The sequence below is a fragment of the Mycobacterium sp. IDUB_37 genome (assembly GCF_055419245.1).
Genome location: NZ_JBVAXG010000013.1, coordinates 98,398 through 113,504 on the forward strand (window position 1 = coordinate 98,398; position 15,107 = coordinate 113,504).

Consider the following 15,107-nt stretch of genomic DNA (forward strand, 5'->3'; position numbering starts at 1 on the left):
GACAAGACTGGCGGAAAAGCGACATCAATGTGCGGCGTGCGCCGAACCCCTAGTGGCCGCCGCCGCACCCGCCGCCGCAGCCGCCATGGCCGCCGCCGCATCCACTGTCACCGTCGCCGCCGCTGCAGCCGCCGCCGTCACCTCCGCCGCCGCGCCGGCGGTTGCCGTCGGCATCCCAGTAATCGGAGCGCTGCTTCTTGGCATCGTGCACCCACTCCCAGGTCACGAGCACTAACACCAGAATGCCGCAGAAGATCCACCATCCGCTGCTCATGGGGCAAAGCTACGCGCCTGCAGTTGCTGTGACCAGGCAGAATCGATGAAGTCGCGAGCAGGGCGCGACAACGGTCGCCCGGCGTTCCAGATCAACCCGACGTCACGGTAGGCGTCGGCCTCGGCGAGTGGCAACAAGGTGACTCCGGGTGCGCACTCGCCGTCGTCAATGGGCATCAGGCTGATCCCCAACCCCGCGGCCACCAGTCCCGCCGCGGTGTTCAGGTTCGCCGATTCCAGCACGATCCGTGGCTGGAATTGCGCTGCGGCACTGAGTTCGTCGAGCAGCCTTCGCATGCCGAAGCCGGGGTGCATGGTCACGAAGTGTTCGTCGCGCAGCTCATCCATCGATATCGTTGCGGCGCTTGAGAGTCGATGGCTGTGGGCGACGGCGACGCCGAGGCGCTGACGAAACAGGCTGCGCCAGGCCAACGTAGCTTGCCGCGGCTGGGGTGAGACCACCCCGACGTCGACCATTCCGGATCCCACCAGTTCGCCGATCGCCTCCGCTGCACCCTCCTGCAGCGTGAACGTCACCCGCGGCGACCGTTGCGTGAATTGTTCGATCAAGCGCGGCAGCACGATTGAGCCGAATGAACTCAGAAAGCCAAGTCGGATCTCGCCCGCGGCGGGGTCGGCCAGGTCGTCGATCGCGCGGCGGGCCGCATCGAGTTCCTGCTGAGCCCGGCGTGCGTGCTCGGAAAAAATTCGGCCATATGCGTTGAGCGACAACCGCTTTCCCTGGCGATCGAACAGCGCGACTCCCAGTCGGTGCTCCAAACGGGCCAGCATCCGGGTGAGGGTCGGCTGTGCCAGATGAAGTTGCGCGGCGGCTTCGGTGACGTGCTCGAGTTCCGCGAGTGTGACAAACCACTCATAGTCGTCGTCTCGCACCCCGCCACCTCTACTTATGCGCAGATTGCATCATATCTGCGATATTAATTCATTTCCGTTTCCACGCCGGTGCGAGGAGTGTCGGCATAGTGAATCAGCCGACCCCGCCAGCCAGTGGGCACCGAGCGGGTAGCGCCGAGTACCGGCGAGTCACGTCGGCGCTTTATGGGGCGGGCCTGGCCAGCTTCGCCGCGATGTACTCCACCCAGGCCCTGCTGCCGAGCTTGTCGGCTGCCTTTCGTATTTCCCCTGGCACGGCGGCACTGACGGTTTCGCTGACCACGGGAATGCTTGCGCTGTGCATCATTCCGGCGAGCGTGCTCTCGGAGCGCTACGGACGTATCACCGTAATGCTGAGTTCGGGTGTCGTCTCCAGCGTGATCGGGTTGCTGTTGCCGTTCAGTCCGTCGCTGGGCGTGCTGCTTGCCGGGCGCGCGTTGCTCGGTGTTGCGCTGGCCGGGATACCGGCGGTGGCGATGGCGTATCTGGCCGAGGAGGTGCACTCGTCGTCGCTCGGTTCAGCGATGGGCAACTACATCGCCGGCACCACGATCGGCGGTCTGGTGGGACGGATCATGCCGTCGCTGGTCCTCGATGTCAGCAGTTGGCGTGTGGCAATGCTGGTTTGCTCGCTGATGACGGTGATCGGCACGGTCGGCTTCGCCGTGTTGGTGCCACGGTCCCGGTTCTTCACACCTATGCCCCTGGGGTTGCGGGTCACCGCGCGCAACATCGCCGGTCACCTACGAAACACGTTGCTGCTCAAACTCTTCGGCTTGGGCTTCACGCTGATGGGCGGATTCGTCACGGTGTACAACTACCTCGGCTACCGGCTGACCGCCGCGCCGTTCGGGTTGGCGGCGTCGTCGGTGGGCCTGATCTTCCTGCTGTACATGGCAGGCACCGTGACGTCGACCGTCGCGGGACGACTCGCCGACCGCAGGGGACGCGCAGTCGTGCTGGGCGCCGCACTTCCGGTCGCGGCGACCGGGCTGCTGCTGACCGCGCCGCACTCGCTGATCACCATCATCATCGGGACCGGAGTGTTCACGGCGGGGTTCTTCGCCGCGCACACCGTGGCCAGTGGCTGGGTGGGGGCGGTGGCGAAGCGGAATCGCGCGGAGGCGTCGGCGCTGTATCTGTTCAGCTATTACCTGGGCGGATCCGTCGCCGGTGCAGTCGGTGGCTTGGCCTACAGCGTCGGCGGCTGGTCGGCGACGGTCGCGTTTGTGGGCGCATTGCTGTCGGTGGCCGCGTTACTGGCGGTGTCGTTGGTCGCGCAGCCCGAGCCGCGGCAGCGCTACTCGCTGGGTTCGGCCGGCTCGGCCGGGCTGGCCAGCCGAGTGGGCTCGTCGTAGCCGCGCAGCGTCACTTCGTCTCCCAAAGTCCAACGCTTGCTTTCGGATTCGCTCGCACCCGCCAGCGCGTCCGACGACGCCAGCAAGCGCCCGGGATGATCCTTGGCCAGCTCGCACAGCCGTGCCGCTTCGTTCACCGGACCGCCGATGACGGTGTACTCGAAGCGCTCTTTGGCGCCGACGTTGCCCGCGACAACTTGCCCGGCCGCAACGCCGATGCCGGCCTGACACTCCGGTATCTCGCTGGCCAACCGGTCCGCCATGGCCCGAGCGGCACCCAGCGCCGCGTCTTCGGGGCATTCCAGCCGATTGGGCGCTCCGAAGATGGCCAGCGACGCGTCACCCTCGAACTTGTTGACCAACCCGCGATGGTTGTCCACTTCCTCGACGACGACGGTGAAGAAGCGGTTGAGCAGCTCGACGACCTCGGCGGGTTTGCGGCTGGTCACCAACTTTGTCGAGCCGACGATGTCGATGAACACCACCGCGACGTGGCGTTCTTCGCCGCCCATCTTCGGCTTCTCCCTTTCGGCGGCCAGCGCAACCTCGCGCCCGACGTGCCGACCGAACAAATCGCGGACGCGCTCGCGCTCGCGCAACCCGTCGACCATCTTGTTGAATCCGCGCTGCAACTCACCGAGTTCGGTCCCGTCGAATACCACCAGATCGCCGCGCAGATTGCCCTTTTCCACGCGCTTGAGCGCGGCACGCACCACTCGCACCGGCGTCGCGGTCAGCCAGGACAGAATCCACATCAGGACGAAACCGAAGATCAGCGTTGCGCTTGCCACGATGAGTACCGCAACCGCGAACTGAGTCTCGGTCATGTTGTGCAGCGCAATCTGAAATATCGCGATCAGGGCGATACCTACCACTGGCACTCCTGAGCCCAGCAGCCACACCATCAAGGTGCGTCCCATGATCCCGGGGGCCAGCCGGCGCGGCGGTGGTCCCGCCTCGAGGGCCTGCGCGGCCACCGGGCGCAGCGCGAATTCGGTGAGCAGATAGCTGCCGGTGGCGACGAGCACCCCGCAAATGGTCACCGCGAACAGGAAGCGGGGGATGAATATCCGATCGTCCAAGCCGTAGAGCGTCGTCAACAACGCGGCGCCGACTCCCCAGAGGATGAGGTCGACGATCGCGACTCGCCACGGCGCCACGAACGCGTTGCGCTCGTCTTCTGCGGTTGGCGGGCGTTCCTCGATGGCCCAGCGCAGAGAAAGCACGGTGCTTCGGGTGATCCAATACGTGCCCACCGCCAGAGCGAGCGCGATGTATGCGGGCGCGACGCCGAAGGTCAGCCACAATAAATGGCTGTCGAAAACGCTGGGTTCGGGAATCGCGACCATTACCAGCAGCAGCGCGACGGCGATACCCAACAAGTTTGCGGTGACCACCAGCACGGTCAGGATGATTTGGATGCGTATCCGACGTCGATGCTGGTTCTCCGAGACGCGCCCGAGCAGCCAGGAACCGTAGGCCGGGGTGTCCGGGCGACCGCTCTGGTGGGTGAGTCTCTCCAGCAGCCGGCCCAGGCGCTGCGCAAAGGTCCTTTTGTGCGCCTTCCTCGGCGGCGTCTTGGGAGCCTTATTGGCAGACATGGTGGCGTCAGCCTAATTCGCATTGCACGCTCTAAGGTGGGCCGGGTGCGTTTAGTCATCGCCCAGTGCACCGTCGACTACATCGGCCGCCTCACCGCGCATCTACCGTCCGCACGCAGGCTGTTGCTGTTCAAAGCGGACGGCTCCGTCAGCGTGCATGCCGACGACCGCGCCTACAAGCCGCTCAATTGGATGAGTCCGCCGTGCTGGCTGGCCGAAGAGCCGGGCCCGGTATGGGTCGTGGAGAACAAGACAGGCGAACAGCTGCGCATCACCATCGAGGAGATCGAGCACGATTCCAGCCACGAGCTCGGCATCGACCCGGGCTTGGTCAAGGACGGAGTGGAGGCGCACCTGCAGGCATTACTCGCCGAGCATGTCCAACTGCTCGGTGAGGGATACACATTGGTCCGCCGCGAATACATGACCGCGATCGGGCCGGTAGACCTGATGTGCCGTGACGAACACGGTGGTTCGGTGGCGGTGGAGATCAAGCGGCGCGGCGAAATCGACGGCGTGGAGCAGCTCACCCGCTATCTCGAATTGCTCAATCGCGACACCGTTCTCGCGCCTGTTAAGGGAGTGTTTGCCGCACAGCAGATCAAACCGCAGGCTCGCACCTTGGCCACCGACCGTGGTATCCGTTGTCTGACACTGGATTACGACAAGATGCGGGGGATGGACAGCGACGAGTACCGGCTGTTCTGACGGGCCGGACTAAACTGATTGGATGGCTCGGCGCCGCAGACCGGCACCCCGGAAACAGCCGGCAGCATTGTCATTTCTGCAGCGCAAGCTGGAAACCGGGCCGGATGGCTACGAGTACGAGGTGCGTCCGGTAGCCGCAGCGCGTGCCGTCAAGACCTATCGCTGCCCCGGCTGCGACCACGAAATCCGTTCTGGCACCGCACATGTCGTGGTACTGCCTGCGGAACTACCGGATTCGGCAGGGGATCGGCGGCACTGGCACACGCCATGTTGGACCAATCGCGCAAACCGCGGCCCCACGCGAAAGTGGTACTAGCTGTGGGCCGGCTCGACCAATTCGATCAGCACGCCGCCGGCGTCCTTCGGGTGGATGAAGTTGATCCGTGAGTTCGCTGTCCCGCGCCGCGGGGAGTCGTAGACCAGTCGGACGCCCTGGGCGCGCAGCTGCTCGCACATCGCGTCCAAGTCCCTGATCCGGCAGGCCAGTTGCTGGATGCCCGGTCCGCGCTTGTCGATGAACTTCGCGATCACCGATGTCTCGTCGAGCGGCGCCATCAGCTGGATCTGCGCGCTGGTGCCCGGTACCGCCAGCATCGCTTCGCGAATGCCCTGGTCATCGTTGATTTCTTCGTGGACCAGGATCATGCCGAGGTGGTTGTTGTACCACTCGATGGAGGCGTCCAGGTCAGTGACCGCGATGCCGACGTGGTCGAGCCCGGTCACCATCGAGGTAGCGAGGACGCGACGGGCGTCAACTTGATCGGTCGTCATTACATAACGGTAACCTCAGGAGAAAGAATCCACATCTCCGGGTTGGCCCGACCAGCCGTTCCGGGTGCGCTTAGGAGGATTGATGACGACGTCGGTGATCGTTGCTGGAGCACGGACACCCATTGGCAAACTGATGGGCTCGCTGAAGGATTTCAGCGCCAGCGATCTGGGTGCGATCGCGATCAAAGGCGCCCTGGAGAAGGGCAACGTGCCGGCTTCGCTGGTCGAGTACGTGATCATGGGCCAGGTGCTGACCGCGGGCGCGGGGCAGATGCCCGCGCGCCAGGCGGCGGTCGCTGCCGGCATCGGCTGGGACGTGCCTGCGCTGACCATCAACAAGATGTGTCTGTCCGGAATCGACGCCATTGCGCTGGCTGACCAGCTGATTCGGGCCGGCGAATTCGATGTGGTGGTGGCCGGTGGGCAGGAGTCCATGACCAAGGCGCCGCACCTGCTGATCGACAGCCGATCCGGCTACAAGTACGGCGACGTCACAGTCCTCGACCACATGGCCTACGACGGGCTGCACGACGTTTTCACCGATCAGCCGATGGGAGCGCTGACCGAGCAGCGCAACGACGTGGACAAGTTCACCCGCCTTGAGCAGGACGAATACGCTGCCGGGTCGCACCAGAAGGCGGCCGCGGCGTGGAAAGACGGCGTGTTCGCCGACGAGGTCGTTCCGGTGAACATTCCCCAGCGCAAGGGTGATCCGCTGCAGTTCAGCGAGGACGAGGGTATTCGCGCCAACACCACGGCCGACTCCCTGGCCGGGCTTCGGCCGGCTTTCCGCAAGGACGGCACCATCACCGCCGGCTCGGCGTCGCAGATTTCCGATGGCGCGGCCGCGGTCGTGGTGATGAACAAGGCAAAAGCCGAGGAACTGGGGCTCACCTGGCTGGTGGAGATCGGCGCGCATGGTGTGGTCGCCGGTCCGGATTCGACGCTGCAGTCGCAGCCCGCCAACGCCATCAAGAAAGCGCTTGCCCGCGAGGGCATCTCGGCGGACCAGCTCGATGTCATCGAGATCAATGAGGCGTTCGCGGCGGTCTCCCTGGCGTCCACCAAGGAACTCGGCGTGGACCCGGAGAAAGTCAACGTCAACGGCGGTGCGATTGCGGTCGGCCACCCGATCGGGATGTCGGGAGCGCGTATCACGCTGCACGTGGCGTTGGAGTTGGCGCGCCGCGGATCGGGCTATGGCGTGGCGGCTTTATGCGGGGCCGGCGGCCAGGGCGACGCCCTGATTCTGCGGGCCGGTTAGCGGCCCGCAGGGCGCCGGTGATTTTGCTGACACGGTGTTGAATTTGTGCGACTGCCCAGCATTGTGATTTTGGTCATATGAGCTGTTTGGCAGCCTCTGAGGGCGGTCGGGTCGCCGCTGCGGTCGCGTGACAGACTTGATCACGTGACACGTCCTCGGCCCTCGATCGGGCCAGCGTTGGCCGGTGCGGTCGACCTGTCCGGTCTCAAACAACGCGCTCAGCAAAAAGCCGCACCTCCTCCGTCGGGCCGGGCTCCCTCGGCAGAACCGGGCGAGCCAGGCGGCGCCGAAGTCATCGAAGTCAGCGAAACCAACTTCGAAGATGCGGTGATCAACCGTTCCGACGAGGTGCCGGTAGTGGTCCTGCTGTGGTCGCCACGCAGCGAAGTCTGTGTCGAGCTCCTCGAGTCGTTGTCCGATCTGGTCGCCGAGGACAACGGAACCTGGGCGTTGGCGACGGCCAATGTCGATGCCTCGCCGGCGATGGCCCGGATTTTCGGCGTTCAGGCGGTGCCGACGGTGGTGGCTCTGGCAGCGGCGCAGCCGGTCACGAGCTTCCAGGGTCCCCAACCGCCTGAGCAGTTGCGGCGCTGGGTGGACTCGCTGCTCGATGCGACAGCAGGAAAGCTCACCGGCCCAACGGGTTCGGGCGAGACTCCACAAGTCGACCCGGTGCTGGCCCAAGCGCGCCAGGAACTCGAGGTCGGGGACTTTGAGGCGGCGAAGGCTTCCTATCAGGCGGTCTTGGAGGGCGATCCGGGCAGCGTCGAAGCCAAGGCGGCCATCCGGCAGATCGATTTCCTCACGCGTGCGACGACCCGGAGTCCGGACGCGGTGCAAATCGCCGATGCCGCCCCCGCAGATATCGAGGCTGCGTTCGCCGCCGCCGATCTGCAGATTCTCAACCAGGATGTCGGCCCGGCGTTCGAGCGCCTGATTGCGTTGGTGCGTCGCACATCTGGCGACGAGCGCACCACGGTGCGCACCCGCCTGATCGAGTTGTTCGAACTGTTCGACCCCGCCGACCCAGAGGTGATCGCCGGCCGTCGGGGCCTGGCTAACGCTTTGTACTGACGCCCTGCTCGGGTTCCAGCCAGATCGCCGACATCGGCGGCAACACCAGCACCGCGGAAGCGGACCGGCCGTGCCACGCATCGTCGGTGGCGTCGACACCGCCGAGGTTCCCGATGCCAGAACCGTGGTAGTCGGCGGCATCGGTGTTGAGCACCTCCCGCCAGCGCCCGGCCTGCGGCAGACCGAGACGGTAATTGCTGTGCTCGGTGCCGGAGAAGTTGAAGACGCAGGCCATAACGGACCGGCCGGTGCCGAAGCGCAGGAAGCTCAGCACGTTGTTGCCCGAGTCGTTGGCGTCGATCCACGAGTAGCCCTCGGGAACGGTGTCCTTGCTCCACAGAGCCGGGCGACCTGCGTAGATGCTGTTGATGTCGCGGACCAACCGCTGGACACCGTTGGAGAATCCCTGCTCGTCGAGCTGCCACCAGTCCAGCCCGCGCTCCTCCGACCATTCGGCACGTTGGCCGAATTCCTGGCCCATGAACAGCAGTTGCTTGCCGGGATGGGCCCACTGGTAGGCGAGCAGGCTGCGCAGGCCGGCCGCTTTGACGTGGTTGTCGCCCGGCATCCGGCTCCACAGTGTGCCCTTGCCGTGCACCACCTCGTCATGGCTGATCGGCAGCACGTAGTTCTCGCTGAATGCGTACAACAGCGAGAAGGTCATCTCGTGATGGTGGAAGCTGCGATAGATCGGGTCGCGGCTGAAGTAGTCCAGCGTGTCATGCATCCAGCCCATGTTCCACTTCATCGAAAAGCCAAGACCGCCAAGGCTTGTCGGCCGAGTCACGCCCGGCCATGAGGTGGACTCCTCGGCAATGGTGACGATGCCGGGCGCGGCTTTGTGCGCGGTGGCATTCATCTCCTGCAGGAACTGCACCGCTTCCAGATTCTCGCGACCGCCATGAATATTGGGCGTCCAGCCCCCCTCGGGGCGCGAGTAGTCCAGGTAGAGCATCGACGCGACGGCATCGACGCGGAGGCCGTCGATGTGGAACTCTTCCAGCCAGTACAGGGCATTGGCTACCAGAAAGTTGCGTACCTCTGGCCGGCCGAAGTCGAAAACATAAGTGCCCCAGTCGAGTTGCTCGCCGCGCTTGGGGTCGGAGTGCTCGTAGAGTGGCGTGCCGTCGAAGCGCCCCAGCGCCCAGGCGTCTTTGGGGAAGTGCGCCGGTACCCAGTCGACGATCACGCCGATGCCGGCGTGGTGCAGCGAGTCGACCAGTGTCCGAAACTCATCGGGAGTGCCGAACCGGGACGAGGGTGCATAGTACGACGTGACCTGATACCCCCACGATCCGCCGAACGGATGCTCGGCGACCGGTAGCAGTTCGACGTGGGTAAACCCTTGCTCCACAACATATTCCGTCAACTGCGTGGCGAGATCGAGATAACTCAGGCCGGGCCGCCAGGAGCCGAGATGAACCTCATAGGTGCTCATCGGCTCGAACACGGGATTGCTCCCCGCCCGCTGTGCCATCCAGTCGGCATCAGCCCAGGTGTAGTCGCTCACCGTCACTCGCGAGGCCGTCTGTGGCGGCACCTCGGTGCCGAACGCGAAGGGGTCCGCCCGTTCGGAGACGACGCCGTCGGCGCCGTGCACCCGGAACTTATACAGGCCGTCGACGGGGAAATCGGGCCAGAACAGCTCCCAGACACCGGAGGATCCCAGCGCGCGCATCGGGGCGTCGTAACCGGTCCACCCGTTGAACTCACCAATCAGGCTGACGCCCTTGGCGTTAGGGGCCCATACGGCGAACGACACCCCGGTCACGACGCCGTCCGGCGTGGTGAAAGAGCGGGGATGGGCGCCTAGCACCTCCCACAGACGCTCGTGGCGGCCTTCGGCGAAAAGGTGCAGATCCACATCGCCCAGCGTGGGCAGGAAGCGGTAGGCATCGGCGGCAGTGTGGCTTCCGGCAGAGCCTTCATAGGCCACCTCGAGTCGGTAGTCGACGAGGTCGATGAAGGGCAACGCGACCGCGAATACCCCGGAGTCGACGTGCTGCAGCGGGAATCGGTCGTCACCCACTAAGGCGACGACACTCGATGCGCCGGGTCGGAACGCGCGGATGACGGTTTGGTCGCCGTATTCGTGCGCTCCAAGGAAACCGTGCGGGTTGTGCTGCGCGCCGGCCAGCAGTTTGGCCACGTCGGCGGGGTCAGGCGCCAGATGAGTCTCGGCGACTTGATTGGTTGGATTCACTTTCCCTCACCTCCTGCGCACCAGCGTGCGTCGGGATTCGTCGGAGATATTGGGCATGTTGATGATGTGCGCGACTGCGCGGCCCGGGTCGATACGGATGTAATTGGATTGCCCCCATTGGTATTCCTCGCCGGTGACCTCGTCGCGCACCCAGAACCGCTCGTAGTCCTCCATACCCAACGCCGCCATGTCCAACCACAGCGTCGACTCCTCGGGTCCGTAGGCGTTGAGCGTCACCACCACCAGGACACAGTCGCCGGTGGCCGGGTCGAATTTGCTGAAGGCCATCAGCGCGTCGCTGTCCAGGTGGTGGAAGTGGATCGTGCGCAACTGCTGCAGAGCGGGATGCAGCCGGCGAATTTCGTTCAGCTGGGTGATGAATGGCTCCAGTGATCTGCCCTCGGTCAGCGCGAGCGCGTAGTCGCGAGGACGCAGCTCGTACTTCTCCGAATCCAGGTACTCCTCGCTGCCTTCCCGCACCGCCCGGTGCTCAAACAGCTCGTAACCCGAATACACCCCCCAGGCCGGACTCATCGTGGCCGCCAGCACCGCGCGGATCGCGAACATGCCGGGGCCGTTGTGCTGCAAGACCTCATGCAGGATGTCCGGGGTGTTGACGAAGAGGTTGGGGGTGCGGAAGTCGGCAAATCTGGCGATGTCGTTGCCGAACTCGGTGAGCTCCCACTTGGCGGTGCGCCAGGTGAAGTAGCTGTAGGACTGGGTGAAGCCCAGCTTGGCAAGCCCGTACTGCCGGGCCGGCGGAGTGAACGCCTCGGACAGGAACAGCACGTCCGGGTCGACGGCCTTGATCTGACCAATCAGCCAGGCCCAGAAGTTCGGCGGCTTGGTGTGCGGGTTGTCGACGCGAAACACCTTGACGCCGTGGTCGATCCAATACCGGACCACCCGTAGCACTTCGTCGTACAGGCCGGCCGGATCGTTGTCGAAGTTGATCGGATAGATGTCCTGGTACTTCTTCGGCGGGTTCTCCGCGTAGGCGATGGTGCCGTCGGGCAATTCGGTGAACCAGTTGCGGTGATCGCGCGCCCAGGGATGGTCCGGCGCGCACTGCAGTGCCAGGTCGAGAGCCACCTCAAGGCCCAGATCGCTTGCGGCAGAAACGAAGTCGTCAAAGTCGTCGATGGTGCCCAGGCTGGGATGAACCGCGTCGTGGCCACCGGCGGCGCTGCCGATTGCCCACGGCGAGCCGACGTCCCCGGGAGCGGCGGTGGGATTGTTGTTGGGGCCCTTGCGATGCACCTCACCGATCGGATGGATCGGCGGCAGGTACACGACGTCGAAGCCCATCTCGGCGACCCGCGGCAACGCGGCGGTGGCGGTGGCGAACGTTCCGTGCACGGGGTTGCCGTCGGCATCCCAGCCGCCGGTGGAACGCGGAAAGAACTCGTACCACGAGCTGAAGCGAGCCTGCGTCCGATCCACCCAGACGCTGTGCTCACCGCCGTGGGTGACCAACTCACGCAGCGGAAATTGATCCAGTAACTCGTCGACTTCGGGCGTCAGAGCCAGGGCGGTGCGGGTCACCGGATCGCCCGGAGTGCGCAACGCCGCCGCGGCCTCCAGCAGCGGGTGGCGCTGCTGTCGGGGTACACCGGCGACGGCGCGCTCGAACAGCGACGCGCCGACCAGGAGATCGTTGGAGAGCTCCTTTTCGCCCTGGCCCGCATCGAGTTTGGCGATCACGCCATGTCGCCAGCTGTTAATAGGGTCACCCCAGCCGTCCACGCGGAAACTCCACAAGCCGACCTGGTCCGGCACGAACTGACCGTGGAAGACATACGGTTCCAGGCCCAGCGCCATCGGAAGGTGCAGCGCCGTCGTGTCGGCCGACTCCGATTCGGCCGCCGGGACAACCTGAATGCGGCGGACTTCGGATACCTGTGGGTAGTCCGTCCCGAGGTAGCGCACCACGAGCGTGGCGGCGACCGCCTCGTGGCCTTCGCGCCACACCGCGGCACTGACCGGAATCACTTCGCCGACCACCGCTTTTGCGGGGTAGGTACCGCACGAGACGACCGGCTGAACGTCATCGATCTCGATACGACCGGGCACCAATCACTCCATTCGATTGCTCCGGCGCTTTGCACCGCTGTCGCGGCGCCGCCGGGGACGTTTCGACATGCCCGGCTTCTGCTCGGCACGAACGTTGGGCCGCATCGTCGCCGGGGCGTTCCTGACTTCGTCACCCCTGGCGGCCGTACCGGTCATCGTCCGAGTGCGGCTAGGGGTGTTGTTCGTAGGTCTGCTCTGATAGATCCGTCTGCTCGCCTCTTTGCGCCCCATACCCACCCTAGTGTCCGGCTACACCCGGCACACGGCCCAAACCGCAGTAACGTAGAAATACGTGAAGGCCCTCCGCCGCTTTAACGTCCGCGCTCACCTTCCCGACCGCCTCGCTGCGCTGGAGCAGTTGGCGACGAATCTGCGTTGGTCGTGGGAGAAACCGACCCAGGAACTCTTCGCGTACATCAACCCCGAACTGTGGTCCACCTGCGGCAACGACCCGGTGGCGGTGCTGGGCGCGGTGAAGCCCGCGCGGCTCGACGAGTTGGCGCTCGACGAGGAATTCCTGCGTCGGCTCGATGAACTCGCGGCCGACTTGAACGACTACCTGAGCCGTCCGCTCTGGTATCAGCAGCAGCAGGCCGCCGGTGTCGCGATGCCCACCGGCATCGCATATTTCTCGATGGAGTTCGGCGTCGCCGAGGTGTTGCCCAACTACTCCGGCGGACTCGGAATTCTTGCCGGGGATCATTTGAAGGCGGCATCCGACCTGGGGCTGCCGTTGATCGCCGTGGGCTTGTATTACCGGTCCGGGTACTTCCGGCAGTCCTTGACCGCCGACGGTTGGCAGCAGGAGACCTACCCGTCGCTGGACCCACAGGGGCTGCCGTTGCGGCTGCTCACCGATGCTGCCGGTGATCCTGTTTTGGTTGAGCTTGCTCTGCCGGATTCCGCGCGACTGCGGGCGCGGGTCTGGGTCGCCCAGGTCGGTCGTGTCCCACTGCTGCTGCTCGATTCCGATGTCCCGGAAAACGAGCACGATCTGCGCAGCGTCACCGATCGGCTGTACGGCGGTGACCAGGAGCATCGCATCATGCAGGAGATCCTGGCCGGCGTCGGAGGGGTGCGGGCGATCCGTGCGTTCACCGCAGTCGAGGGCAGGCCCGCGCCCGAGGTGTTCCATATGAACGAGGGCCACGCGGGATTCCTCGGCGTGGAGCGCATTCGTGAATTGGTCAGTGCAGGGCTGGATTTCGACACCTCGTTGACGGTGGTGCGGGCGAGCACTGTGTTCACCACTCACACCCCGGTGCCCGCGGGCATCGATCGCTTCCCGGTGGAGATGGTGCAGCGTTACTTCGAGGACGCCGGGGACGGCGTGTCGACGCTGCTGCCGGGTGTGCGGACCGATCAGGTCTTGGAGCTGGGAGCCGAGGACGATCCGGCCAAGTTCAACATGGCGCACATGGGTCTGCGGTTGGCGCAACGGGCCAACGGGGTGTCATTGCTGCACGGCCGGGTGAGCAGGACCATGTTCAACGAGCTGTGGCCGGGATTCGACCCCGGGGAAGTGCCGATCGGCTCGATCACCAATGGGGTGCACGCGCGCACCTGGGCCGCGCCGCAGTGGCTGCAGCTCGGGCGAGAGCTGGCCGGATCCGATTCGTTCAGCGAACCGGCGGTATGGCTGCGCCTACAGGAGGTCGACCCGGGGCATCTGTGGTGGATCCGGTCGCAGCTGCGCGCCCTGCTGGTCGAGGACGTCCGGCGGCGGTTGCGCCAGTCGTGGCTGGAACGTGGCGCCTCCGATGCTGAGTTAGGTTGGATATCAACGGCATTCGACCCCAATGTGCTGACGGTTGGCTTCGCCCGCCGAGTTCCGACGTACAAGCGGCTGACCCTGATGCTGCGCGACCCGGAGCGGCTGGAACGACTGCTGCTCGATCAGGAACGGCCCATCCAGCTGATCGTCGCCGGTAAATCACACCCGGCCGACGACGGCGGTAAGGCGTTGATCCAGCAAGTTGTCCGGTTCGCCGACCGGCCATTGGTGCGACACCGCATCGCCTTCCTGCCCAACTACGACATGTCGATGGCCCGGTTGCTGTACTGGGGCTGCGATGTCTGGCTGAACAACCCGCTGCGACCGCTCGAGGCCTGCGGCACCTCCGGCATGAAGAGCGCGCTCAACGGCGGCTTGAACCTGTCGATCCGCGACGGCTGGTGGGATGAGTGGTACGACGGCGAAAACGGTTGGGAGATACCGTCTGCCACCGGTGTGGCCGACGAGGACCGGCGCGACGACCTGGAGGCCACCGCGTTGTACAACTTGCTGGAACAGGCGGTCGCACCGAAGTTCTACGAGCGCGACGAACATGGGCTGCCGCCGCGGTGGATCGAGATGGTCAGACACACCCTGCAGACGTTGGGCCCGAAAGTGCTGGCCTCGCGGATGGTCACCGACTACGTCGAGCAGTACTATCTGCCGGCGGCGCAGTCCCTTCGGAACACGGTCGCCGCGCCCGCGGGCGGGGCAGAGTTCGATGCGGCGCGTGAGCTGGCTTCGTACCGCCGTCGCGTGCAGCAGGCGTGGCCCAAGATCGACATCACCGATGTCGACAGCACCGGTCTGCCCGACACCCCGTTGCTGGGGTCGAAGCTGACGCTGACCGCGACCGTTCAGTTGGCCGGGCTGGAGCCCGACGAAGTCACCGTGCAGGCGGTATTGGGTCGCGTCGATATCGGCGACGACCTGATCGATCCGATCACCGTGGAGATGGCCTACGCCGGCAGCGCGGAAGCCGGCAATCAGGTCTTTTCCGCGACGACGCCGTTACCGATGGCCGGGGCGCTGGGATACACGGTCCGGGTGCTGCCGCGGCATCCGATGCTCGCCGACAGCAACGAACTCGGGCTGGTCACCCTCGCCTGAATGC

General features: G+C 65.2%; 13 protein-coding genes. 7 read left to right on the plus strand and 6 right to left on the minus strand.

Features of this window, described 5'->3' with window-relative positions:
- Positions 1–49: 49 nt before the first annotated feature.
- Together ACZY1I_RS29435 and ACZY1I_RS29440 are read right to left on the minus strand one after the other, a co-directional pair.
- A complete protein-coding gene (locus ACZY1I_RS29435) occupies positions 50–274 on the minus strand; it encodes a hypothetical protein (RefSeq protein WP_463760945.1) in 225 nt (74 codons plus the stop codon).
- Entirely contained in the window at positions 271–1,167 is an 897-nt protein-coding gene (locus ACZY1I_RS29440; RefSeq protein ID WP_463760946.1) for a LysR family transcriptional regulator, read from the minus strand. The genes ACZY1I_RS29435 and ACZY1I_RS29440 overlap by 4 nt, the downstream gene beginning before the upstream one ends.
- An 89-nt stretch (positions 1,168–1,256) precedes the next feature.
- Here ACZY1I_RS29440 and ACZY1I_RS29445 point away from each other — a divergent pair, with 89 nt between their 5' ends.
- A complete protein-coding gene (locus tag ACZY1I_RS29445) occupies positions 1,257–2,525 on the plus strand; it encodes an MFS transporter (protein ID WP_463760947.1) in 1,269 nt (422 codons plus the stop codon).
- Here ACZY1I_RS29445 and ACZY1I_RS29450 read toward each other — a convergent pair.
- A complete protein-coding gene (locus ACZY1I_RS29450) occupies positions 2,468–4,126 on the minus strand; it encodes an adenylate/guanylate cyclase domain-containing protein (RefSeq protein ID WP_463760948.1) in 1,659 nt (552 codons plus the stop codon). The two genes, ACZY1I_RS29445 and ACZY1I_RS29450, sit on opposite strands and share 58 nt — an antisense overlap.
- Positions 4,127–4,171: 45 nt before the next feature.
- Here ACZY1I_RS29450 and nucS point away from each other — a divergent pair, with 45 nt between their 5' ends.
- The gene (nucS, locus tag ACZY1I_RS29455; protein ID WP_463760949.1) at positions 4,172–4,834 is read left to right on the plus strand and encodes an endonuclease NucS; all 663 of its coding nucleotides are present in this window, start codon (positions 4,172–4,174) and stop codon (positions 4,832–4,834) included.
- Positions 4,835–4,856: 22 nt separating this feature from the next.
- Positions 4,857–5,150: a hypothetical protein gene (locus tag ACZY1I_RS29460; protein WP_463760950.1), complete on the plus strand. Its 294-nt coding sequence runs from the start codon at positions 4,857–4,859 to the stop codon at positions 5,148–5,150.
- Here ACZY1I_RS29460 and mce read toward each other — a convergent pair.
- Complete coding sequence (mce, locus tag ACZY1I_RS29465; protein WP_463760951.1) at positions 5,147–5,605, minus strand: methylmalonyl-CoA epimerase; 459 nt, start codon at positions 5,603–5,605, stop codon at positions 5,147–5,149. The genes ACZY1I_RS29460 and mce overlap by 4 nt on opposite strands.
- A gap of 82 nt (positions 5,606–5,687) precedes the next feature.
- Between mce and ACZY1I_RS29470 the strand changes: the two genes are divergently transcribed.
- Together ACZY1I_RS29470 and ACZY1I_RS29475 are read left to right on the plus strand one after the other, a co-directional pair.
- A complete protein-coding gene (locus tag ACZY1I_RS29470) occupies positions 5,688–6,869 on the plus strand; it encodes an acetyl-CoA C-acetyltransferase (RefSeq protein WP_463760952.1) in 1,182 nt (393 codons plus the stop codon).
- Positions 6,870–7,013: 144 nt separating this feature from the next.
- Positions 7,014–7,943 carry a co-chaperone YbbN gene (locus ACZY1I_RS29475; RefSeq protein ID WP_463760953.1) on the plus strand — a complete coding sequence of 310 codons (930 nt, stop codon included), beginning with the start codon at positions 7,014–7,016 and terminating at the stop codon, positions 7,941–7,943.
- Here ACZY1I_RS29475 and glgB read toward each other — a convergent pair.
- Positions 7,927–10,146 carry a 1,4-alpha-glucan branching protein GlgB gene (glgB, locus tag ACZY1I_RS29480; protein ID WP_463760954.1) on the minus strand — a complete coding sequence of 740 codons (2,220 nt, stop codon included), beginning with the start codon at positions 10,144–10,146 and terminating at the stop codon, positions 7,927–7,929. The genes ACZY1I_RS29475 and glgB overlap by 17 nt on opposite strands.
- Positions 10,147–10,152: 6 nt before the next feature.
- Entirely contained in the window at positions 10,153–12,219 is a 2,067-nt protein-coding gene (locus ACZY1I_RS29485) for an alpha-1,4-glucan--maltose-1-phosphate maltosyltransferase (RefSeq protein WP_463760955.1), read from the minus strand.
- 67 nt (positions 12,220–12,286) lie between these two features.
- Here ACZY1I_RS29485 and ACZY1I_RS29490 point away from each other — a divergent pair, with 67 nt between their 5' ends.
- Together ACZY1I_RS29490 and glgP are read left to right on the plus strand one after the other, a co-directional pair.
- Positions 12,287–12,418 (plus strand): hypothetical protein, encoded by a 132-nt coding sequence (locus ACZY1I_RS29490; RefSeq protein WP_463760956.1) that lies wholly within the window; start codon positions 12,287–12,289, stop codon positions 12,416–12,418.
- A 93-nt stretch (positions 12,419–12,511) separates the two neighbouring features.
- Positions 12,512–15,103, plus strand: a complete 2,592-nt coding sequence (gene glgP / locus ACZY1I_RS29495) for an alpha-glucan family phosphorylase (RefSeq protein WP_463760957.1) — start codon at positions 12,512–12,514, stop codon at positions 15,101–15,103.
- Positions 15,104–15,107: the final 4 nt, after the last annotated feature.